Raw genomic sequence first — 19,782 nt, 5'->3', positions numbered from 1 at the left:
GCCGATGCCCACGGAAATCCTGATGCCCGCGCTCTCCCCGACCATGGAGGAGGGCAATCTGGCCAAATGGGTCAAGAAGGAAGGCGACAAGGTCGCCCCCGGCGACGTGATCGCCGAGATCGAGACGGACAAGGCGACCATGGAAGTGGAAGCGGTGGATGAAGGCACGCTCGGCAAGATCCTCGTCGAGGAGGGTGCGCAGGGCGTAAGGGTGAACACGCCCATCGCGCTGCTGCTCGGCGACGGGGAGAGCGAAGCGGATCTGAACGGCGCCGCGGAGGCTGCCGGGGCGGGCTCGGCAGCCTCCAAATCAGCCGAGGAGCCGCAGCAGGCCGACAAGGCTTCCGGCGGAAAGGAGCGGCAGTCGCAGGACGAGCCAACCGCCAGGACGGAGACCGCGAGGGCTCCCGCCGCCCCCAAGATAGATGTCGCCGCCGACCCGGATGTCCCGGAGGGCACCGAGATGGTGCAGATGACCGTCCGCGAGGCGCTGCGCGACGCCATGGCCGAAGAGATGCGCCGCGACCCGGACGTCTTCGTCATGGGCGAGGAGGTCGCCGAATACCAGGGCGCCTACAAGGTCACCCAGGGCCTGTTGCAGGAGTTCGGTCCGCAGCGCGTCATCGACACGCCGATCACCGAGCATGGCTTTGCCGGGGTCGGCATCGGCGCCGCCTTCGCCGGACTGAAGCCCATCGTCGAGTTCATGACCTTCAATTTCGCCATGCAGGCGATCGACCAATTGGTCAACTCGGCCGCCAAGACACTCTACATGTCCGGCGGGCAGATGGGCGCGCCCATCGTCTTCCGCGGGCCGAACGGCGCCGCCGCGCGCGTGGCCGCGCAGCACAGCCAGGACTATTCCGCCTGGTACGGGCATATTCCCGGCCTGAAGGTGGTGGTGCCCTACACGGCCGCTGACGCCAAGGGCCTGCTCAAGGCGGCGATCCGCGATCCCAATCCGGTGATCTTCCTCGAGAACGAGATCCTCTACGGCCACACCTTCGATGTGCCCAAGATGGAGGATCTGGTGTTGCCCATCGGCAAGGCGCGCATACACAAGAAGGGCAAGGACGCGACGCTCGTCTCCTTCGGCATCGGCATGACCTATGCGGTGAAGGCCGAGCAGGAATTGCGCGGGATGGGAATCGACGTGGAACTCATCGACCTGCGGACGATCCGGCCCATGGACCTCGATACGGTGATCGAATCGGTCAAGAAGACGAACCGGCTGGTCACGATCGAGGAAGGCTTCCCGCAGTCCTCCGTCGGCGATCACATCGCATCGAAGGTGATGCAGCGCGCCTTCGACTGGCTCGATGCGCCGGTCATCACCGTCACGGGCAGGGATGTGCCGATGCCCTATGCCGCCAATCTGGAGAAGCTTGCGCTACCCACCGTCGCGGAAGTGGTCGAGGCGGTGAAAGCCGTCACCTACCGGGCCTGAGGAGGGAGCGCCATGCCGATCCAGATCACCATGCCGGCCCTCTCGCCCACCATGGAGGAGGGCAACCTCGCCAAATGGCTGGTCAAGGAGGGCGACACGGTCTCACCGGGCGATGTGATCGCCGAAATCGAGACCGACAAGGCAACCATGGAGGTGGAAGCCGTTGACGAGGGCCGGGTGGCCAAGATCGTCGTGCCCGAGGGTACACAGGGCGTCAAGGTGAATGCCCTGATCGCCGTCCTCGCGGCGGAGGGCGAGGACGTGAAGGAAGCCGCCAAGACCGGCGGGAACGGGAGCGCAGCGCCGGCCGCGCAGCCGCAGACCGAGGCGAAGCCGAAGGAGGCGCCTACCGCCGATGGTGGAGGTCGCGCGGCAGGCGCGGGAGAGGGTGACGACAAGCAGCAGCCCGCCCCGACGGTTCGAGCAGACCCGTTCCACAATGGCGAGGGTGAGAGCCGCGTCTTTGCCTCGCCGCTCGCCCGCCGCCTCGCCAAGGAGGCGGGCCTCAGCATCTCCGCGATCACAGGTTCGGGCCCGCATGGCCGTGTGGTGAAGGCCGACGTGGAAGCGGCGATGGCCGGCGGAACGGCCAAGCCGACCGTGGCAGCCAGGGCGCCCGAAGCGCCTGCACCGGCACCAAAGCCCATGTCGGACGAGGCGGTGCTGAAACTCTACGCGGAGGGCACCTACGATCTGGTGCCGCATGATTCGATGCGCCGGACCATCGCGCGCCGGCTGGTCGAGGCGAAAAGCACCATCCCGCATTTCTATCTGACGCTCGACTGCGAGATCGACGCGCTGCTGGCCCTGCGCAAGCAGATCAACGATGCCGCGCCCATGGTGAAGACCGAGGCCGGCGAGAAGCCCGCCTACAAGCTCTCCGTCAACGACATGATCATCAAGGCCTTCGCCATGGCGCTGAAGGCGGTGCCGGACGCCAATGTCTCCTGGACGGAAAGCGCCATGGTCAGGCACAGGCATGCCGATGTGGGCGTGGCTGTCTCGATCCCCGGCGGGCTGATCACGCCGATCGTGCGGCGGGCGGACGAGAAGACGCTGTCGGCCATCTCCAACGAGATGAAGGACCTCGCGTCCCGCGCCCGCAACCGCAAGCTCAAGCCGGAGGAATATCAGGGCGGCTCGGCGGCGATCTCCAATCTCGGAATGTTCGGCATCAAGGATTTTGCCGCCGTCATCAACCCGCCGCATGCGACGATCCTGGCCGTCGGCGCCGGCGAGGAGCGGCCGGTGGTGAAGGGAGGCGAGATCAAGGTCGCCACCATCATGTCGGTGACGCTGTCGACCGACCACCGGGCGGTGGACGGGGCGCTCGGCGCCGAGCTCCTCGTCGCCTTCAAGCGCCTGGTCGAGAACCCCTTCGGAATGCTGGTCTAGCGGATTTGCCTGCGGGAGGGCCGCACCTGCCGCGGCGCCCGCTCCCGCAAAGCGTCATACTTTACCGCCCAGCTGCGCCGTGCTCCCAGCGCCAAGCGCGGCGAGCGCTTCGCGCATCGCCGGCCGGCTTTCGACCAGCTCCGGCGCAACCCAGTTGGGCTCGGCGCCCAGGAAGCGGTCCAGGAAGGCGACGGCCGCGGCCGGCATCTCGCGCGTGTTCTCCCGGTAAGACCACCAGGTCCTGAGATCATCCGCGCAGCGGGAAAGTTCCGGCGTGCGGCCGAATTCCTGCTCGAAGAGAGCCGCGATCGCGCAGACGCAGTAATTCGTATAAAGAAAGCCCTCCGGCCAGAAATGCACGATTTGCGCCGTGGGATCCTCTAGCCGAGCCTCAGGCGGCGCATCAGCCAGCACGCGCGCCGGTCCCTGCCGGATAAGCTCCTTCAGCGCCAGCCCGGCGGAAAAGACGATGAAGTCGGCACGGTCCACGCGGGCAAACTCCTTCCGCGCGTCCACCATCTCGACCCAATCGAAGAAGACGCGCGTCAGCTTTGCCTCGTCGATCTGGTAGCGAGTGCCGTAATGGGCGCTAACCGCCCGCGCATTGGCACGGAAGGTCGTGCGGAACCAGCGCAGCTGCCGCAGGCGGTGCCCGAGATCGGGCATCAGAGCCAGTTCCTTCTTGAATTCCAGGTCCAAGGACGCCTCCTTCGGCAATCATAGCATCTGGGCCGGCAAAACCAATGAGGCGGGATACGCAAAGGTTCCTCGCCCGCAAATATACAATTTGACATCTGGAAAAACAAATGTTCTTAATCCGGCGTTAACCGGCACGGCCGGCTTTCTGTATGGGACTTCGGGAGGAGTGCCTGATGGCGATGTGGCAATGGGCCCTGCTGCTCTTGGCCGTGGTCTGGGCGCTTCAGGCCTTTGGCGTGTGGCTGCAAATGCGCCACTATTCGGACGTCTTCAAGGGCATCACGAACAGGTTCAGCGACGGCTATGTGGGCACGGGCGTTTTCCATGGCCGTCTGAGGAAGGGCGCCATCGCCATCGTGGTGGTCTCGCCGGATCTGGAACTGCGCCGCGTCCTGGTCATGTATGGCCGCTCCGTTTTCACGAAGTTCTCCAGATATGAGCAGTTCGAGGGAATCCCCCTCGACAGGCTGCGTCAGAACCCGGCCGTGCTTGGAGAAAAGGAACGCGGCGTAACAGAAGCGGTGCGCCAGGCCATCCGGCAGATCGATGACAAGCGGGAGCAGGAATACCCGCCGCGCGATCTTCAGGCGGCTGCTGCGTAAAGGGTAACAAGCAACGCCCTCAGGGTTGGGGCACTTTGGTGAGGAGGGAAAATGTCATTCATCTCGTTATTGGCACAGCACGGGGACATGGCGGCGCAAAGCCTCCATGCCGTCGGCGCGTTTGCCAGTGAGGCGGGGCTCCACGGGGCGCTCGCGGCTGATCATGCCGGCAAGGATCTCCTGATCCTCGCCCAGGCCGCCACCGATGGAGCTGCAAACGGCGGGGATCTCAGCGTCGAGGAGTTCCGGCAGCGGCTTGAGAATGTGCAGCAGGAAGAGCAGCTCGGCTGGCTGACAAGCATCGGTCGGCATTTCATCGGGATCTTTCAGCGCGGCGGACAGGTCTTCGCCGATTTCGTCACCGGCATCATCCCGACGCTGATCGTGCTGATGACCGCGTTCTACGCGGTGACGGAACTGGTCGGCGAACAGCGCGTGCATGGCCTTGCCCGCGGCGCCGGGCGCATAGCGCTCACCCGCTATACGGTACTGCCCTTGCTTGCGGTGTTCTTCCTGACCAACCCGATGGCCTATACCTTCGGCACCTTCCTGGAAGAGAGGCACAAGCCCGCCTTCTATGATGCTGCGGTCTCATACGTGCACCCGCCGCTCGGCCTCTTCCCGCACATAAATCCCGGCGAATATTTCGTCTGGGGCGGCATCCTGGTCGCGCTGCTCGAGCTCGAGCGCAACGGCTCCGTAGCGCAAGGCTATCACATCACCGTGGCCATCTGGTACGCCATCGTCGGCCTGCTCATCATCCTTCTCAAAGGCATCCTGACCGAGCGCATTACCGCCATCATGGCGCGCCGCCAGGGCGTCGAGCTCTAAGCCGGCAGGGAGGGAAACATGGCCAACAACACCTACAAGGCAGTCAAGATCTCCAAAGGCTCCGGCGGCTGGGGCGGCCCCTTGGTCATCCAGCCGACGCCCGAGCGCAACAAGGTGGTCTCGGTAACGGGGGGCGGCATTCATCCCGTCGCTCAGCGCATCGCAGAACTCACCGGTGCAGAGGCGGTCGACGGATTCAAGTCGCCACCCATCGAAGGCGAGATGGCAGTCGTAGTCGTCGATTGCGGCGGCACCGCCCGCTGCGGCGTTTATCCGCGCAAGCGCATCCCGACGGTGAACCTGACGCCAGTCGGCCAGGCGGGGCCGCTGGCGCAATTCATCACCGAGGACATCTATGTCTCCGGCGTGAAGCCGGAGAACATCGAGCCTGCTGGCGATGCCGAAAGCGTCGTTGCCGCCGGCACAAGGGAGCCGCTGACGTCGCAAACGGCGCCTTCGCCCACGGTTACCGCACCGCAAACGAGCGAAGGCGGGCTGGTCGGCCTCATCAGCAGCATCGGCCGCGTGATGGGGCGCGTCGTCGGCATTTTCTTCAATGCCGGCCGCCGCACCATAGACCAGGTGATCCGAAACGTCCTACCCTTCATGGCGTTCGTGACCATGCTGATCGGCCTGATCCTCTATACCGGCATTGGCGATCTGCTCGCCCAGCCGATGGGGCCGCTGGCGAACAACATCATTGGGCTGCTCGTGATCTCCGCCATCTGCGGGCTGCCTTTCCTGTCGCCGGTGCTTGGCCCCGGCGCGGTGATCGCACAGGTGATCGGCGTGGCCATCATCGGCCCGCAGATCGCCAATGGAACGATCTCCCCGGCGATGGCGCTGCCGGCGCTCTTTGCCTACAACACGCAGGTCGGCTGCGACTTCGTGCCCGTGGGCCTGGCGCTCGGCGAGGCAAAACCCAAAACCATTGAGATCGGCGTTCCGGCGGTGCTCATCAGCCGCCAGATCATGGGTCCGGTGTCGGTGCTCATTGCCTGGGTGGTGAGCCTGCTGGTGCTCTAATCGGAAAAGGGCGGCGGCTCGCGGCGCCGCCCCAACAATGAGGTTTGGCGAGTACATGCCGCTTTACTTGAAGACACGCATCACGGCCGTGGGCCCCGAAGTCGCCGATCTGGCGGAAGGCGGGGTCCTCATTCTCTTTGCGGATGGCGCACCGCCAGAGCTTGCGGAAGTGTCCGTCCTGCACGCGGTCCAGGAAGGGCCGCTGGAGACGCCGCCCTCGCCGGGGACTCCGATCCGTATCGGCCCGCTTTCGGCCAAAGTTACCGCCATCGGCGACACCGCCTGGAAGAAGGTGCGCGAGATCGGGCACGTGGTCATCAGCTTCAACGGCGCCAGCCAGGCGGAACGCCCGGGCGAAATCTGCGCAACCGCACTTGATCCGGCCGCTCTGGTGGAGGCTCTCACGGCGGGCGCCGTCATTGCCATCGGCGAATAGGGGCAACTCGCCCTATCTATAACAGAAGCAGAGACGAGGCTTATGGAACGCTCGACGATCGTCAGGGTGCAGGAAGGGCTGCATGCCAGACCAGCCACGCGCTTCGTGTCGCTTGCAAAGAGCTTCGAAAGCGACATCACCCTCGTGAAGGGCGAGAAGTCGGCAAGCGCCAAGAGCTCGGTGAAGCTGATGCTGCTCGGCGTGAAGGAGGAAGACAGGATCACCGTGCGGGCCGAGGGCGCGGACGCAGCGGAAGCGCTGGAAGCCCTCATCGCCTATCTGGAAAACCCGCGCTCCGGCCTCGATGAGGAATCCTCAGCGGCTCAGCCCGCCGGCAAGGAGCCTGCAGCGGACCCTGCTCCGGCCGCGTCGTTCGAAGGCGGCCTGCGGGGCGTGCCGGCTAGCGCGGGCGCGGCGCTCGGGCCGGTCTTTGCCTATTTTCCACCCGAATTGAGGCCGCAGGAGAGAAGCTTGAGGCCCGACGAGATCGGCCCGGAAAAACAGCGCCTCGACGCTGCCATCGCCAGGGTGCGGGACCAGTTCGACGTCTCGCTTTCCGGCGAAATGCCGGCGGGCGACCGCGGCATCATCGCCGCCTTGCGCGATATCGCCGGGGACGAGGAGCTCCATCGGCTGGCAATCGAAGCGATCGACGGGGGACTCGACGCGGTCTCCGCAGTCATTGCCGCATCATCACGGCTCGCATCGGACTTCCGCGGCATGGAGGACGCCTATCTCCGCGCTCGCGCCGAGGACGTCGATGCCGTGGGCCGGCAGACCTGCCTTGCCCTCCTTGGTCAGGAGCAGGCGAGCCTCGCCGAGATTCCGGAAGGTGCCATCCTCGTCGCCGAGGATATCGGCGCCTGGGACCTCGCCCGCGCACCTTTGAGGCGCATCGGTGGCGTTGTTTGCGGCCACGGCGGCGCCACCTCGCACATCGCCATCATCGCCCGCACGCATGGCATTCCTGCGGTGCTGGGCTTGGGCGACGCGGTCCATGCATTGCGCGAGTCGCGCATCGTCGGAGTCGACGGGGATCAGGGGATCGTGATTGCCGATCCGAATGCGGAGGCGAGCCGGCGTTTGAAATCGGCGGTCGCCGCCGCCGATGCGGAAAAGGAGGCGCTCAGGGCCTATCGCGATGTGGTGCCCCGCCGAGTCGACGGCACCGTCATCCATGTCGCGGCGAATCTGGGGTCGCTGGAGGAGGTGGAAGCCGCGAAGGAGGCTGGCGCCATGGGGGTGGGCCTGTTCCGCACGGAACTCCTCTTCATGCGGCATCTGCATCTTCCCTCCGAGGAAATGCAGGCCGAGACCTATGCGGCGCTCGCCGAAGCTTTCGCGCCTCATCCTGTGATCGTGCGCACGCTCGATATCGGCGGCGACAAGCCGATTGCCGGCATCGAGTTTCCCGAGGAGGAAAACCCGTTCCTCGGCTGGCGCGGCATCCGCATGTGCCTCGACCGGCCCGATATCTTCAAGACGCAGCTGCGCGCCCTCCTGCGCGCGGCGGTGCATGGCAATCTCCGGGTCATGCTGCCCATGGTTTCGACGGTGGATGAAGTGCGGCAGGCGAAGGCGCTCATCCAGGAGTGCCGGAACGAACTGCAACGGCAGTCTGTCGCCCACGGCAGCTTTCCACTTGGTGTGATGATCGAGACGCCGGCCGCCGTCTTCGCTGCAGCCGAGCTCGCCCGCGAGGTCTCCTTCTTCTCCGTGGGCACCAACGATCTGACGCAGTATGTGATGGCCGCAGACCGGCTGAACCCTGCCGTCGCCAAACTGAACAATGCCGCCGACCCGGCGGTCATGGCCGCGGTGGCGCAGGCAGCCCATGCAGCGCGAGCCGCCGGGGTCGAGATCGGCATGTGCGGGGAATCGGCCGCGCGATTGGACCTGCTGCCCGCCTATCTCGAAATGGGATTGACCGAGCTCAGCATGAGCCCGGCAAGTATTCCTGCCGTCAAGAAGGAGATCGTGTCCATTCTCACCCGTCCAGCGCCGGGAAACGGCTGATCCTAGAACGGGAAATTAACACCGAATTCAGTCAAGGATTTTTAAAAGCTTGCAGACAATGTGAAAATCACGGAAGTTGCTGCAAAACTAAAATTCGGGGTGGCGGCCACCGATGCAGCAACACGTTAACAGCGCGTCGTTTCGACGATTCACGTCAGCAAGAACAGTGAACCCAAGTATTCTGGACCCGATTCCGGAGGATGCGGGACCGCGAATCACCACATTCAGAGGCGGAGCGATCCATTCGGTCCGTCAGCCTGGGTCGCAGGTCTTCCTCTCCGACTCCCATTTCCTGGCGGTGATGCTTGCCCCCTCGCCCGGCATCACATCCGCCTTCGCGAGCGACAAGCCACAGACATTCGATGCTCCTCTCGGCATGATAGTCGTCAGCCCGGCTTTCACGGATAGCCGGACGACCTGGTCCCACAAGAGGGAAAACGCCGTCGTCGCTATACGGCCGGACAGCCTGATGGAGCTTGCCGGCCAGGAATTCGATATGGGCAGCCCCGATCTGCAGCCGCCACCCTTCGGCACCGTGGATCTCCCGGCGCTTCACCTCGCGCAGATGCTGAAGGCCGAGTTGACGCGCGACGAGCCGCCCAACGACCTGTTGGTGGATTCCCTCGTCACGCTTTTCGGCGTGCACATCCTGCGCAACTACACCGCCTCGGCCAAGGCGCCAGGCAGAGTGAAGGGTGGGCTCCCGGTGGTATCAGCCAGGCGCGTGCAGGAATATCTGAAGGAGAATTTCGCGCGCAAGCTTTCCGTCTCGGAGCTCGCGGCTACCTGCAATCTCTCGCCCGGACATTTCATTCAAGCCTTCACGAAGACATTCGGCGAACCGCCGCATAAATATCTCGTCAATCTTAGGCTCAGCTTCGCAGAGAAGCTGCTCGTAGAAACCGAGATGACCATCGCGGAGGCGGCTTATCTCAGCGGCTTCTCCAGTCAAAGCCACCTGACCTCTGCCATGCGGCGGTACAAGCGGATAACGCCAGCGCGCCTCAAAGGATAAAAACGACCAGGCTGCTGCGGGCCGGCTCTATGCCAGATGCGCAAGCAGCCGCGAGATGACCTCGGCCAGGGCGTCCGGATCGCTGTCCGACAGCGAGTTCATGAGCCGCTCCTCTCGCGCCTCCGTGGCAAGTAGCAGAAGCTCGAAGAATTCCGCCTCGCTGGCCGTCTGCAGATCTAGGGTGGCAAGCGCGCTCCCAAGCAGGCCGGGCACGTAGCGGCGGACGAATGTTTGAGACCTCGTCTCCTGGCCCTCGCTTTCGAGAGCGTGCTTCAGTTCGAGCATAAGAGCGGCCGCCAGATCGGCCACCGACTCCAGGCGCTCCGCTGAAGCATCGTGAAGGCGGGCAAGAAGCATGGCATGTCGCCGCCGCGCGGCTGCATGAGCCGTGCTGAACGCCGATTCGCGCAAGGAATCTGTCTCAAGACCGAAGGCGGAGGATGCGCGCTTGGCTGCCGCATACATATCGTGCCGGAAGGCCCGCTCGCCGCGCCAGGAGGCAGCCTCGCCGCCCGGAAAATAGACAGGTAGGGGGCGCGGGCCAGGATTGGAGCTGTCCCGCAGCGGCAGCAGGCCGCTAGATACGCTTTCGGCGAAGGTCAGCGTGTCATCGACGACACTCACCGCATGACCGAGAAGCTCCCCGATCTGCCCAGCCGGACCTTGGCGGGAGTGGCCGGCGATACGATCATGGCGGCGAGCGCGGAGGAAATCGCGCAGATCGCGCAGCCGGTCCTTCACATTGGCCGCCGCCTCGTTCGGCAGCTCGCGCAGTTTGCCAGTCTCCCTAAGCATAAGGTATGACGCCTCCGAAGGCACCCGGGGCAGTGCCAAGCATTGACCCCGTGGCCGCTTCGCTGTTTGCTCCGCTCACGTCACGCATCTTTCCTCCGAGAGGAAGCCACAGGACACCCGGATGAGCAAGGCCAAAAGCATGAGGACGGCCACCGGCGAGAGCGATGCCGACGGAGGTTCCAGCGAGGCGCTGCGCAACGGCGCGCCGGGCAACAGCCGGTCAGACCGGCTGCGCACGCGGGCGGCCTGGATGTATTTCGTAGAACAGATGACACAGAACGAGATCGCTGACGTGCTCGGCGTGGGGCGTGTCAGCGTCGTGCGCATGCTGGCCGAGGCGCGGGCGCGCAACGAGGTGAAGATCAGCATCGAGGGGGAGCTTGCGGAAATCACCGGGCTTGAGCGGCAGCTGGAAAGGCGCTTTTCGCTGGACCGCGCCATCGTGGCGCCGCTCACCGATCCCGCCGCCGATCCCATCCCCGTGATCGCCGCGGCGACCGGTCATTATCTCTCGGACGTGATGTCGTCCGGGATGTCGGTCGGTGTCGGCTGGGGGCGTACGCTTTCTGCCACTCTCCCCTATATCCGCCCAAAACCCCTGGTAGATTTCAAGGTGATCTCGCTGCTCGGCGGCGTGGGGATCGCGCGCCGCTTCAACCCACCGGAGTTCGCCTGGCGCTATGCGCAGCTCTTTCAGGGCGACGGCTATCTGATCCCGGCGCCTGCGGTTGTGGACAGCCCCGCCACGAAAAAGTCGCTGATCGAACGTTGCGGCCTAAGCGAGATTTTTTCGATGGCCGACACGCTGGATGCGGTCCTCGTCTCGGTCGGCGGTATTGCCTCGGCCACGATCCCATACCGTGGCGGCTATCTCAGCGAAAAGGAGCGCGAGGCGCTTTCCGCCAAGGGCGCGGTGGGCGATGTGCTCTTCCATTTCTACGACCGGCGGGGCCAACTGGTGGACCACCCGATCAACGATCTCGTCATGTCCGTGGATGTCGACCGCCTGCGCCGCGCGCGCATGCGCATCCTCACTTCCGGCGGGCCAGAAAAGATCGAGGCGCTGCTCGGCGCCATGCCCCTCGTCGAGCCCACCGTCTTCATCACCGACGAGGAGAGCGCCAAGGAGATCCTCCGCTTGACGTAGGGAGCCCCGCGGTCCTGGTGGCGTTCTACCAGATCAGGCAGGGCGGCGGATGTTACGAGCACGCAGAGGAAGTTTGATTGAACTGGGGCCGATTTGGCCCTACTTTCCATCGACCAAACGAGATCACCTCGGGCTTTGTGCGCCGGGCGTCTCCGATTATGCGCTGAGGGGACCTTCTTGACGACGCTGCGGCGAAACAATGTAAAAGTTATTGGCTCGGGGGCAAAACCGATGGTTTTCGCCCATGGCTTCGGTTGCGACCAGAATATGTGGCGGTTCGTCACTCCCGCCTTTGAGAGGGACTACCGCATCGTGCTCTTCGATCATGTGGGATGCGGGGGGTCCCAGCTTTCCGCGTACGATCCGCAGAAATATTCCTCCCTCGAAGGCTATGCCGACGACGTCATCGAGATCTGCCGCGCCCTCGATCTCACCCACGGGGTCTTCGTGGGCCACTCGGTCAGCGCGATGATTGGTGCCATTGCCTCACGCAAGGAGCCTGACCTCTTCGACGAACTCGTCATGATCGGCCCATCCCCCCGCTACATCGATGATCGGGAATATACCGGCGGTTTCAGTGAGGCGCAGATCCACGAACTTCTGGATTTCCTCGATGCCAACCATATGGGCTGGTCACAGGCCATGGCCCCGGTGATCATGGGCAATCCCGACCGGCCGGAGCTGGGCGAGGAGCTGACCAACTCCTTCTGCATGACGGATCCGGAAATCGCCAAGAAGTTCGCACGCGTCACCTTTCTTTCGGACAACCGCGCGGATCTCCCCGCGGTCAAGGCGCGCTGCCTCGTTCTGCAGTGCTCGGAAGACGTGATTGCCCCGCAAAGCGTGGGTGAATACGTCAGCAGGCAGCTGCCCAACGGTGAATTCGTCCTCCTCCAGGCGACCGGCCACTGCCCGAACCTCAGCGCCCCCGAGGAGACTGTTGCCGCCATGAAGGCCTTCCTCGAAGGCAGGCCTGGTTGAGCGCGCTTTCGGAGCCCATGGCCCAGGAGCTCGATGACCTGGAGGACCTGTTCGAGAATGCTCCCTGCGGTTATGTGTCCGCGGGCGCAGACGGGCGGATCAGCAAGGCCAACTCTACTTTCTGCAACTGGCTCGGCCGTGGGAAGGCCGAGCTCGTCGGCCGCCGCTTCCAGGACTTTCTGAACATCGCCGGGAAAATATATTACGAGACCCACTTCGCTCCATTGATGCGGATGCAGGGCTTCTTTAACGAGGTGGCGCTCGACCTTGTGCGCGCCGACGGCTCGCCCCTCCCCGTGCTCGTCAATGTAGTCGAGCGCCGCGACGAAGCGGGAAATCTGCGCTTTGTCCGCATTACCGTCTTCAATGCATCGGACCGCCGCCGCTACGAGCGCGAGTTGCTGGAAGCGCGCCGCGCCGCGGAGAAGGCAAACGCCGAGCTGATGGAGCTCAACCGCACGCTGGAGGAGCGCATCGCGGAGGCCGTCGAAGCTCGTCTCAAGAGCGAGGGCGCCCTACGCCAGGCGCAGAAGATGGAGGCGGTGGGCCAGCTCACGGGCGGGATAGCGCATGACTTCAACAATATGCTGGCCGTGATCCTCTCGTCCCTCAACCTTCTCGAACGGCGTCTCGCCAAAGGTGAGGACATCTCCCGCTACATCGCTGCCGCGCGGGACGGCGCCAACCGCGCCGCCAGCCTTACGCAGCGCCTCCTCGCCTTTTCGCGCCAGCAGACTCTCGCTCCGCAACCGCTCAATGCCAACCAGATGGTGGCCGAGATGTCGGAGCTTCTGCGTCGCACCCTGGGCGAAACCGTGCAGATCGAGACTGTGCTCGCCGGCGGACTCTGGCAAGTCTTTGCCGACAAGAACCTGCTCGAAAACGCCGTGGTAAACTTGGCCGTCAACGCGCGCGACGCCATGCCCGAGGGTGGCCGTCTCACCATCGAGACCGCCAATTGCCACCTCGACGAGGCATACGCCGCGGAGCACGCCATCAAGCCCGGCCAATATGTCATGATAGCGGTCACGGATACCGGGACGGGAATGACGCCGGAGGTGATGGCCAAGGCCTTCGACCCCTTCTTCACCACGAAAGGCCCCGGCAAGGGTACGGGGCTGGGGCTCAGCCAGGTTTTCGGCTTCGTCAAACAGTCGAGCGGCCATATCAACATCTATTCAGAAGTGGGCCACGGCACGACCATTAAGATCTACCTGCCGCGCTTTTATGGCGCCGCTGCCAAGGCACCGAAGCGCAAGGTAGGGCAGGATCTTGCGCTCCCCTCCGGCCGCGAAGTCGTGCTTCTGGTGGAAGACGACCAGCAGGTCCTCTCGCTCACCGCGCAAATGCTGCGCGACCTGGGTTATGGCGTCATCGAAGCACATGATGGGACAGAGGCGCTGGAAGCGCTCGCTGCCCACCCGGATATCAGCCTCCTCTTTACAGACGTTGTCATGCCGGAAATGAACGGTCGCCGCTTGGCCGAGGAGGCGCTGAAGCGCCGCCCCAACCTCAAAGTCCTTTTCACCACCGGCTACACCCGCAACGCGGTCGTCCACAATGGCGTCCTCGATCCCGCGGTGAACCTGTTGCAGAAGCCAGCCTCGCTGGAGCAACTCGCGGCCAAGGTCAGAGCAGTCTTGGACAGTTAGGATCGAGCGCCCAAGAATTCCGGTACAGCCACCACAGCCAAAGCTGCATGGCGAAGTCAGGCATGGCGGGGCTGCGTAGCCGGTCATGTGTGCCTTCAATTGCGCGCCAGAATGATGAAAACCGACTGGGGGCGGCTGTCGGTTTCGCGCTGCCTCATTCGTCCTATGGTCGCCAACCCAAGCAACGGAGGATTTTCCATGGCGTATGTTGACGGCTTCCTCATTCCGGTGCCGAAGGACAAAATCGAGCAATACAAGGAGCAGGCGCGGCTGGGCCAGCAGGTCTGGCGCGAGCACGGCGCGCTCGACTATGTGGAGTGCATTGGCGACGACACGCCTTATGGCGAAGTCACCTCCTTCCCCCGCGCCGTGCAGGCCAAGGAGGACGAGGTGGTGGTGTTCTCCTGGATTGTCTACCGCTCGCGCGAGCACCGCGACGAGGTGAACAAGAAGGTGATGGCCGATCCGCGCATGAAGCCGGACTGGGACAACATGCCCTTTGACGGCAAGCGTATGATCTTCGGCGGGTTCCAGCCGTTCCTAGGCGTGTGACGGCGCTGTATCCTCAGGGGCACGGCTAAAGGCCGCCACCCTCCCTGGAGTGGGAGGGTGGCGGCCCCGCCGGCGCTCAATAGGTGGTCGTCACTCGCGTGTCGCCCTCGCGGTCCAGCACCTGGACCACCACCTCGGATTCGACGCGGCGCAGGAACACGTCCAGCCGGCCCTGCGGAAGGCGGATGCCCCGCAGCGTCACCTCGTCCAGGAACTCCGGCAGCATGGGCTGGTGGAAGACCAGTGTGCCGGAGGACGGGTCAAAGCCCATCCCAAGGCAGGACTGGAGCATCGACAGCGGCGCTACCGCCGCCCAGGCCTGCGGCGCGCAAGCCACGGGATAGAAGGTGGGGCCGCGGCTCCTCTGGCGCGGGAAGCCGCAGAAAAGCTCCGGCAGGCGGCGGAGGTCGATATAGGTCGAGGCCATGAACAGGCCCTCGAAGACACGTGCGGCCTCCGCGCGGAAGCCGTAGCGGGCCAAACCGGCGGCGATCAGCGCGTTGTCGTGCGGCCAGACCGAGCCGTTGTGATAGCTCATGGGATTGTAGCGCGCCTCTGTCGTAGCCACCGTGCGGATGCCCCAGCCGGAGAAGGAAGCGCGGTCCATAAGCGCGGATACGACGCGGGGGGCGCGGTGGGGATAGGCGATGCCGGTGAATAGCGTGTGGCCGGCATTGGAAGCGCGCACGCGGCAAGGTTTTTTCTCCCCGTCCAGCGCGAGCACATAGGTGCCGAGCTCCTCGTCGAAGAAGGCGCGGTCGAAGCGGGCGCGGAGCTCCTCGGCCTTCGCCTCGTAGTCGAGAGACGGCCCTCGCAGGCCCATGGCGTGGGCGATCCCTGCGGCGGCCTTCCAGGCGCCGTAGACATAGGCTTGCACCTCGCAAAGGGCGATCGGCCCGATGGCGAGACTGCCGTCCGCGTGGAAGACAGCGTCATAACTGTCCTTCCAGCCCTGGTTGGCGAGCCCTTCCAGCGTGCGTCGGCCATATTCGACGAAGCCGTCGCCGTCGCGGTCGCCGTAATCGCTGATCCAGGCGAGCGCGGCCTCGATGCTCCGCCAGAGGGATCTCAGCGTCTCGACATCGCCGGTGCGCTCCAGATAAGCGCCGGCAAGAACGACGAAGAGTGGAGTGGCGTCGACGCTTCCATAATAGCGGCGGAAGGGCACCTCCCCCAGCTCCGCCATCTCGCCGTAGCGGACCTCGTGCAGGATCTTGCCCGGCTCGGCATCGGCGGCGGGGTTTTCCTCGGTCGCCTGGTTGGCTGCCAGATGCTTCAGCACGCCGCGCGCGATGGCCGGGTCGAGCCAGAGAGTTTCCAGGGCGGTGATGAGCGCGTCGCGGCCGAAGACCGTGCTGAACCATGGAATGCCCGCATAAGGATAAGGGCCGTCACCCGTCTCGGTGATCAGCATGTAGAGATCGGCCACGGCGCGGCGCACCGCCTCATTGAAAACGTCGTGGGAGGTGGCGACGGAGGCGGCGTTGGCGACGGCGGCACGCGTGGCGCGGCGGGCATCGAGCAGGCTCGAGAAGAAGAGGCGCCGCGGGGTATATTGCTGCGGCTCGGCTCCGCAGAGGATCTCGACGAAGAGCTGGCGCGTCTGGCGTGGCTGCAGCTCCACCTCGAAAACCGCATTGGCGCCGGTGAGCGTGACCGGAACCGGGTCGAAGCGAAGGATGGTGCGGCGCAGGACCTTGTCGAGCCCGGTATAGGCGAGGGTTACGCGGTCGCTCTCCACCTTGGGCGCGTGCATCTCGCCGCGCTGGCTGCGACGGGCGCCGCGCACCTCGAAGAGGTCGGCAAAATCGGAGGCGAAGGCGAGCTCCAGGCGGATCTTTCGCGGCGCCTCGTCGTAGTTGCGTACGCTGATGCGTTCGTAACAGGCGCCGTTCCACAGGAAGCGCGTGCGACGGATGTGGATCAGGTCATGCTGGAGGGTGAGTTTCCCGTCCTCGTAGAGGTCCGGATTGGCAAGGTCGAAGGTGAGCAGCGCGTTGTCGTCGCGCAGCATCGAGCTCAGGAGGAGCGGGCGCTCGCCTCCGATGGTGAGGAAGAAATGCGACAGGTATCGCGTGTCGCGGTGAAAGATGCCCTCGGGGCTGCCGGGCCCCGAGAGCGCGTCTCCATTGTGGTCGAACATTGAGAAGGTGTCGCCGTGCTTCTGCGTGCGCGGCCGCCGCTCCTGGAGGGGAGCGGAGGCGGCGATGAAGAATTGCGGCGTGCGTACCGTACCGAACTCGTCGGGGCGCGGCGCGAAGGGGTCCGTGCGGGCGTCCATGGATAACCTCCTTAGACGAGAGGATCACGCGACCGTCTGTCTGCCCACCGCCTCGGTCGGGAAGGGCACCATGTGCATGCGGTGATGTAGCAAGCGCTCATAGCACCGTAGATAGTCGGTGGCCATGCGCTCGACACTAAAGCGCTCCTCGAAGCGGGCGCGCACCTTGGCGCGGTCGAGCGCCAGCGCCTGGGGCACGGCGGCCACCGCCTCGTCCAGGGAGTGGACGATGAAGCCGGCCACGCCATGGTCGAGCACCTCCGGCACCGAGCCGCAGGGGAAGGCGATCACCGGCGTGCCGCAGGCCATCGCCTCGATCATCACGAGACCGAAAGGCTCCGGCCAGTCAATGGGGAACAGAAGGGCGGATGCCCTGCCCAGGAATTCGGCCTTTCCCTGCTCGTTCACCTCGCCGATATATTCGACATTCGGGTGGCGGTCGATCACCGGCTTTATGACCCCGTGCCAATAGGCTTGATCCGCATTGTCAACCTTCGCGGCGATCTTCAGGGGCATGCCGGCGCGAGCGGCGATCTCGATGGCCCGGTCGGGGCGTTTTTCCGGCGAGATGCGGCCGAGGAAAGCCAGATACCCGCCGTCAGCCTTCGGGCTGAAGGGGAGCAGGTCCAGCGGCAGGCCGTGATAGACCGTGTCGATCCAGTTGGCCATAGGCAGCGGCTGGCGCTGGTGATCCGAGATTGAAACGACCGGGATCTCCGGGAAGGTCTGATAGAAAGGCTGCAGGTCCGGCAGGTCGAGGCGGCCGTGCAGTGTCGTGACCGTCCGATGGGCGATCGGCCTGATGAGGGGGAAATGCAGAAGATCGATATGGAAGTGCAGTACGTCGAACTCGTCAGCCCGCAGGCGGACCTTTTCCAGCATGATCAGGTGATGGGGTATCGGATCGCGCACCTCCGGATTGAGCCGCAGGGCGCGGTTGCAGCAGGAGACAAGCTCCGCCGAGGTCAGCGAATCTCCGGAGGCAAAAAGGGTGACCTCGTGGCCGCGGCGCACGAGTTCTTCGGTAAGAAACGAAACGATGCGCTCGGTGCCGCCGTAAAGACGCGGCGGAACGCTTTCGGCTAGCGGAGCGATCTGGGCGATCTTCATAGGCAATACTCCTCAAAGTTGAGCAAGCATCACTTGGAGCCAAAGGGGACGGCAACACTCCCCGGCGGAGTGGCCGAAGGTGATTTAGTATTTGAAAACGCGCTTAAAAGAGGTGACCTGATTGTTCCCACCGTACCCCGCGATGGGCGCGAACGGACGGGTTGCCTCTGCCGCCCCCCCCCCGCGCCCCGCTCATGATCTTTGCTAGCCGTTGCGCGGTAGCAAAGGATCTCGCCGACTGGTCGCGAAACGTGTCAGTCGCTGGACGAAAGCCATTCGCGCGCTGCCTTTAGACAGGCGATCACCTCGGCATCGCTGGTCTGGCTGAAGTTCTCGTAGTGCAGACCGACGGCGCGGAAATTGGGCGGCGTTGCGAGGCAGACCACCTCGTCGGCGTCGTCATGCAGAGCGTCCAGCGTATCGCGCGGAGCGACCGGGACGGCCAGCACGATGCGGGCCGCGTTCGACCGGCGAAGCGCCTTCAGCGCGACGCGGACCGTGCCGCCGGTGGCGATCCCGTCGTCGACGAGAATAACCGTGCGGCCGGAAACGGGCGTGGGGTCATGCTCGGCAAAATAGGCGGCGCGGCGCCTGTCGATCTCCGCGAGCTGCCTCTCCATCTCCTCGCGCACATAGTCCGAACTCGGCCTTATGATCTCCATTGCCTCGTCGTTGAGGACGAGTTGAGGATCGCTGCCGTCGACCACGGCGCCAATGCCGAGCTCCGAATGGCCGGGAGCGCCGAGCTTGCGCACCATGAGGAGATCAAGCGGGGCGGAGAGCGCCTTCGCCACCTCGAAGCCGACCGGAACGCCGCCGCGCGGCAAGGCAAGCACCACCGGCTGCTCCTCTTTGAGATGCGCCAGCTCCGCGGCAAGCCGCTGCCCCGCCTCGCGGCGGTTCAAGAATTCGGTTTGTCCGCCGAACACCTCGAACACCTCTCAAAAAGGACAATCTCAGCCGGGCTGCATGCGGTCGGGAAAGGCGATCTTGTCGAACCGCTCGGCAAGCTCGTGAAGCGCTGCCCGCATATCGGCACCCTGCATCGCATGGCCATGGCCGGAAATCACGAGTTCCGGCTCGAGGGCAGCGAGCTTGCGCACGGAGGCCCAGGCATCCTGCCAATCCGGCGTGAAGTAGCGCGGCGGCCCGTGCATCTGCGGCGACTGGATGACGACGTCATAGGCCGACTCCTGCCCGGTCGTGATGACGGCGTCGCCGGCGATGACGGTGCGGTCCTCCTCGCGCCAGAGAGAAACATGTCCAGGCGTATGGCCGGGCGTATGGATCCAACACCAGCCGGGCATCACCGGGATGGTTCCATCATCGGGCAGCGCCCGCAGGCGGGAGCCCACATCAACTGGGCTCGTCGGAAAGAGCGGCGACAGAAGCGCCATCAGGCCGCCGCCGACGGACGGATCGGCAGGCGGGTAGGAGCGGCTGCCATCAAGATAGGGATGCTCCAGCGGATGCGCGTAGACCGGGACGTCCCAATCCTCCGCAAGCGTCTCCAGCACACCAACATGGTCGAAATGGCCATGCGTGAGCACGATCGCCGAGGGCGGCGCATCCTTGCCGAACCGCGCCTCAGCGGCCGCGCGGATCGCGCCCGCCGAGCCCGTCACCCCGGCGTCGATCAGGACCCAATTGCCCGCGCCTGCCGAAGGAAGGCCGTAGAATATGACATTGACCATCATCAGCCGCCGATAGGCGAGGTCGGGCCGGATCTCGACGAGTCCGCCAGCGGTCTCCGTGCCAGTCTCATCGCTGCGTTCGAGGGGTATCTGGGTCGACATA

General features: G+C 64.6%; 18 protein-coding genes. 12 read left to right on the top strand and 6 right to left on the bottom strand.

Annotated features, from left to right (window positions below; genetic code table 11):
* The first annotated feature begins 4 nt into the window (after window positions 1-4).
* Both RIN79_RS14365 and RIN79_RS14360 read left to right on the top strand, forming a co-directional pair.
* Window positions 5-1,447, top strand: a complete 1,443-nt coding sequence (locus tag RIN79_RS14365) for a pyruvate dehydrogenase complex E1 component subunit beta (RefSeq protein ID WP_309085357.1) — start codon at window positions 5-7, stop codon at window positions 1,445-1,447.
* Between the two features lie 12 nt (window positions 1,448-1,459).
* A complete protein-coding gene (locus RIN79_RS14360) occupies window positions 1,460-2,842 on the top strand; it encodes a pyruvate dehydrogenase complex dihydrolipoamide acetyltransferase (protein ID WP_309085356.1) in 1,383 nt (460 codons plus the stop codon).
* A gap of 54 nt (window positions 2,843-2,896) precedes the next feature.
* Here RIN79_RS14360 and RIN79_RS14355 read toward each other — a convergent pair whose 3' ends face one another.
* Entirely contained in the window at window positions 2,897-3,541 is a 645-nt protein-coding gene (locus RIN79_RS14355; RefSeq protein ID WP_309085355.1) for a hypothetical protein, read from the bottom strand.
* A 173-nt stretch (window positions 3,542-3,714) separates the two neighbouring features.
* Here RIN79_RS14355 and RIN79_RS14350 point away from each other — a divergent pair, with 173 nt between their 5' ends.
* The 6 genes from RIN79_RS14350 to RIN79_RS14325 all read left to right on the top strand — a co-directional run bounded on the left by RIN79_RS14350 (window position 3,715) and on the right by RIN79_RS14325 (window position 9,467).
* The gene (locus RIN79_RS14350; protein WP_309085354.1) at window positions 3,715-4,143 is read left to right on the top strand and encodes a transcriptional regulator GutM; all 429 of its coding nucleotides are present in this window, start codon (window positions 3,715-3,717) and stop codon (window positions 4,141-4,143) included.
* A 51-nt stretch (window positions 4,144-4,194) separates the two neighbouring features.
* The gene (locus RIN79_RS14345) at window positions 4,195-4,974 is read left to right on the top strand and encodes a PTS glucitol/sorbitol transporter subunit IIC (RefSeq protein ID WP_309085353.1); all 780 of its coding nucleotides are present in this window, start codon (window positions 4,195-4,197) and stop codon (window positions 4,972-4,974) included.
* An 18-nt stretch (window positions 4,975-4,992) separates the two neighbouring features.
* Complete coding sequence (locus tag RIN79_RS14340; protein ID WP_309085352.1) at window positions 4,993-6,000, top strand: PTS glucitol/sorbitol transporter subunit IIB; 1,008 nt, start codon at window positions 4,993-4,995, stop codon at window positions 5,998-6,000.
* A gap of 55 nt (window positions 6,001-6,055) precedes the next feature.
* The gene (locus RIN79_RS14335) at window positions 6,056-6,436 is read left to right on the top strand and encodes a PTS glucitol/sorbitol transporter subunit IIA (protein ID WP_309085351.1); all 381 of its coding nucleotides are present in this window, start codon (window positions 6,056-6,058) and stop codon (window positions 6,434-6,436) included.
* Window positions 6,437-6,478: 42 nt separating this feature from the next.
* Window positions 6,479-8,452, top strand: a complete 1,974-nt coding sequence (gene ptsP / locus RIN79_RS14330; protein WP_309085350.1) for a phosphoenolpyruvate--protein phosphotransferase — start codon at window positions 6,479-6,481, stop codon at window positions 8,450-8,452.
* A gap of 166 nt (window positions 8,453-8,618) precedes the next feature.
* Window positions 8,619-9,467, top strand: coding sequence for an AraC family transcriptional regulator (locus RIN79_RS14325; RefSeq protein WP_309085349.1), 849 nt, complete (start codon window positions 8,619-8,621; stop codon window positions 9,465-9,467).
* A 27-nt stretch (window positions 9,468-9,494) separates the two neighbouring features.
* On the opposite strand, the gene RIN79_RS14320 is transcribed toward RIN79_RS14325, so the two are convergent.
* On the bottom strand, window positions 9,495-10,262 hold the full coding sequence (locus RIN79_RS14320) for a hypothetical protein (protein WP_309085348.1): 768 nt from the start codon (window positions 10,260-10,262) through the stop codon (window positions 9,495-9,497).
* A gap of 121 nt (window positions 10,263-10,383) precedes the next feature.
* On the opposite strand from RIN79_RS14320, the gene RIN79_RS14315 reads away from it, so the two are divergent.
* The 4 genes from RIN79_RS14315 to RIN79_RS14300 all read left to right on the top strand — a co-directional run bounded on the left by RIN79_RS14315 (window position 10,384) and on the right by RIN79_RS14300 (window position 14,594).
* Window positions 10,384-11,409, top strand: coding sequence for a sugar-binding transcriptional regulator (locus tag RIN79_RS14315; RefSeq protein ID WP_309085347.1), 1,026 nt, complete (start codon window positions 10,384-10,386; stop codon window positions 11,407-11,409).
* A gap of 231 nt (window positions 11,410-11,640) precedes the next feature.
* Window positions 11,641-12,390 carry an alpha/beta hydrolase gene (locus RIN79_RS14310; protein WP_309085346.1) on the top strand — a complete coding sequence of 250 codons (750 nt, stop codon included), beginning with the start codon at window positions 11,641-11,643 and terminating at the stop codon, window positions 12,388-12,390.
* 17 nt (window positions 12,391-12,407) lie between these two features.
* The gene (locus RIN79_RS14305) at window positions 12,408-14,042 is read left to right on the top strand and encodes a response regulator (protein WP_309085374.1); all 1,635 of its coding nucleotides are present in this window, start codon (window positions 12,408-12,410) and stop codon (window positions 14,040-14,042) included.
* A 198-nt stretch (window positions 14,043-14,240) separates the two neighbouring features.
* Entirely contained in the window at window positions 14,241-14,594 is a 354-nt protein-coding gene (locus tag RIN79_RS14300) for a DUF1428 family protein (protein ID WP_309085345.1), read from the top strand.
* Between the two features lie 76 nt (window positions 14,595-14,670).
* Here RIN79_RS14300 and RIN79_RS14295 read toward each other — a convergent pair whose 3' ends face one another.
* The 4 genes from RIN79_RS14295 to RIN79_RS14280 all read right to left on the bottom strand — a co-directional run bounded on the left by RIN79_RS14295 (window position 14,671) and on the right by RIN79_RS14280 (window position 19,781).
* Window positions 14,671-16,875: an amylo-alpha-1,6-glucosidase gene (locus tag RIN79_RS14295; RefSeq protein ID WP_309085344.1), complete on the bottom strand. Its 2,205-nt coding sequence runs from the start codon at window positions 16,873-16,875 to the stop codon at window positions 14,671-14,673.
* A 24-nt stretch (window positions 16,876-16,899) separates the two neighbouring features.
* Window positions 16,900-17,985, bottom strand: coding sequence for a glycosyltransferase family 4 protein (locus RIN79_RS14290; protein WP_309085343.1), 1,086 nt, complete (start codon window positions 17,983-17,985; stop codon window positions 16,900-16,902).
* A gap of 254 nt (window positions 17,986-18,239) precedes the next feature.
* On the bottom strand, window positions 18,240-18,914 hold the full coding sequence (locus tag RIN79_RS14285; protein WP_309085342.1) for a phosphoribosyltransferase: 675 nt from the start codon (window positions 18,912-18,914) through the stop codon (window positions 18,240-18,242).
* A 27-nt stretch (window positions 18,915-18,941) separates the two neighbouring features.
* Window positions 18,942-19,781, bottom strand: a complete 840-nt coding sequence (locus tag RIN79_RS14280; RefSeq protein ID WP_309085341.1) for an MBL fold metallo-hydrolase — start codon at window positions 19,779-19,781, stop codon at window positions 18,942-18,944.
* Window position 19,782: the final 1 nt, after the last annotated feature.

This window comes from Chelativorans sp. (assembly GCF_031180965.1).
Lineage (GTDB): Bacteria > Pseudomonadota > Alphaproteobacteria > Rhizobiales > Rhizobiaceae > Chelativorans.
Note: the sequence above shows the minus strand (reverse complement) of the source record. Positions and strands in the feature narration are given on the sequence as shown.

Excerpts from the sequence above, each read along its gene's own strand:
- RIN79_RS14360 (WP_309085356.1), top strand. The coding sequence starts at position 1,460 with ATGCCGATCCAGATCACCATGCCGGCCCTCTCGCCCACCATGGAGGAG.
- RIN79_RS14280 (WP_309085341.1), bottom strand. The coding sequence starts at position 19,781 with ATGTCGACCCAGATACCCCTCGAACGCAGCGATGAGACTGGCACGGAG.
- RIN79_RS14315 (WP_309085347.1), top strand. The coding sequence starts at position 10,384 with ATGAGCAAGGCCAAAAGCATGAGGACGGCCACCGGCGAGAGCGATGCC.
- RIN79_RS14300 (WP_309085345.1), top strand. The coding sequence starts at position 14,241 with ATGGCGTATGTTGACGGCTTCCTCATTCCGGTGCCGAAGGACAAAATC.
- RIN79_RS14295 (WP_309085344.1), bottom strand. The coding sequence starts at position 16,875 with ATGGACGCCCGCACGGACCCCTTCGCGCCGCGCCCCGACGAGTTCGGT.
- RIN79_RS14350 (WP_309085354.1), top strand. The coding sequence starts at position 3,715 with ATGGCGATGTGGCAATGGGCCCTGCTGCTCTTGGCCGTGGTCTGGGCG.
- ptsP (WP_309085350.1), top strand. The coding sequence starts at position 6,479 with ATGGAACGCTCGACGATCGTCAGGGTGCAGGAAGGGCTGCATGCCAGA.
- RIN79_RS14345 (WP_309085353.1), top strand. The coding sequence starts at position 4,195 with ATGTCATTCATCTCGTTATTGGCACAGCACGGGGACATGGCGGCGCAA.
- RIN79_RS14305 (WP_309085374.1), top strand. The coding sequence starts at position 12,408 with ATGGCCCAGGAGCTCGATGACCTGGAGGACCTGTTCGAGAATGCTCCC.
- RIN79_RS14340 (WP_309085352.1), top strand. The coding sequence starts at position 4,993 with ATGGCCAACAACACCTACAAGGCAGTCAAGATCTCCAAAGGCTCCGGC.
- RIN79_RS14290 (WP_309085343.1), bottom strand. The coding sequence starts at position 17,985 with ATGAAGATCGCCCAGATCGCTCCGCTAGCCGAAAGCGTTCCGCCGCGT.
- RIN79_RS14320 (WP_309085348.1), bottom strand. The coding sequence starts at position 10,262 with ATGCTTAGGGAGACTGGCAAACTGCGCGAGCTGCCGAACGAGGCGGCG.
- RIN79_RS14310 (WP_309085346.1), top strand. The coding sequence starts at position 11,641 with ATGGTTTTCGCCCATGGCTTCGGTTGCGACCAGAATATGTGGCGGTTC.
- RIN79_RS14335 (WP_309085351.1), top strand. The coding sequence starts at position 6,056 with ATGCCGCTTTACTTGAAGACACGCATCACGGCCGTGGGCCCCGAAGTC.
- RIN79_RS14365 (WP_309085357.1), top strand. The coding sequence starts at position 5 with ATGCCCACGGAAATCCTGATGCCCGCGCTCTCCCCGACCATGGAGGAG.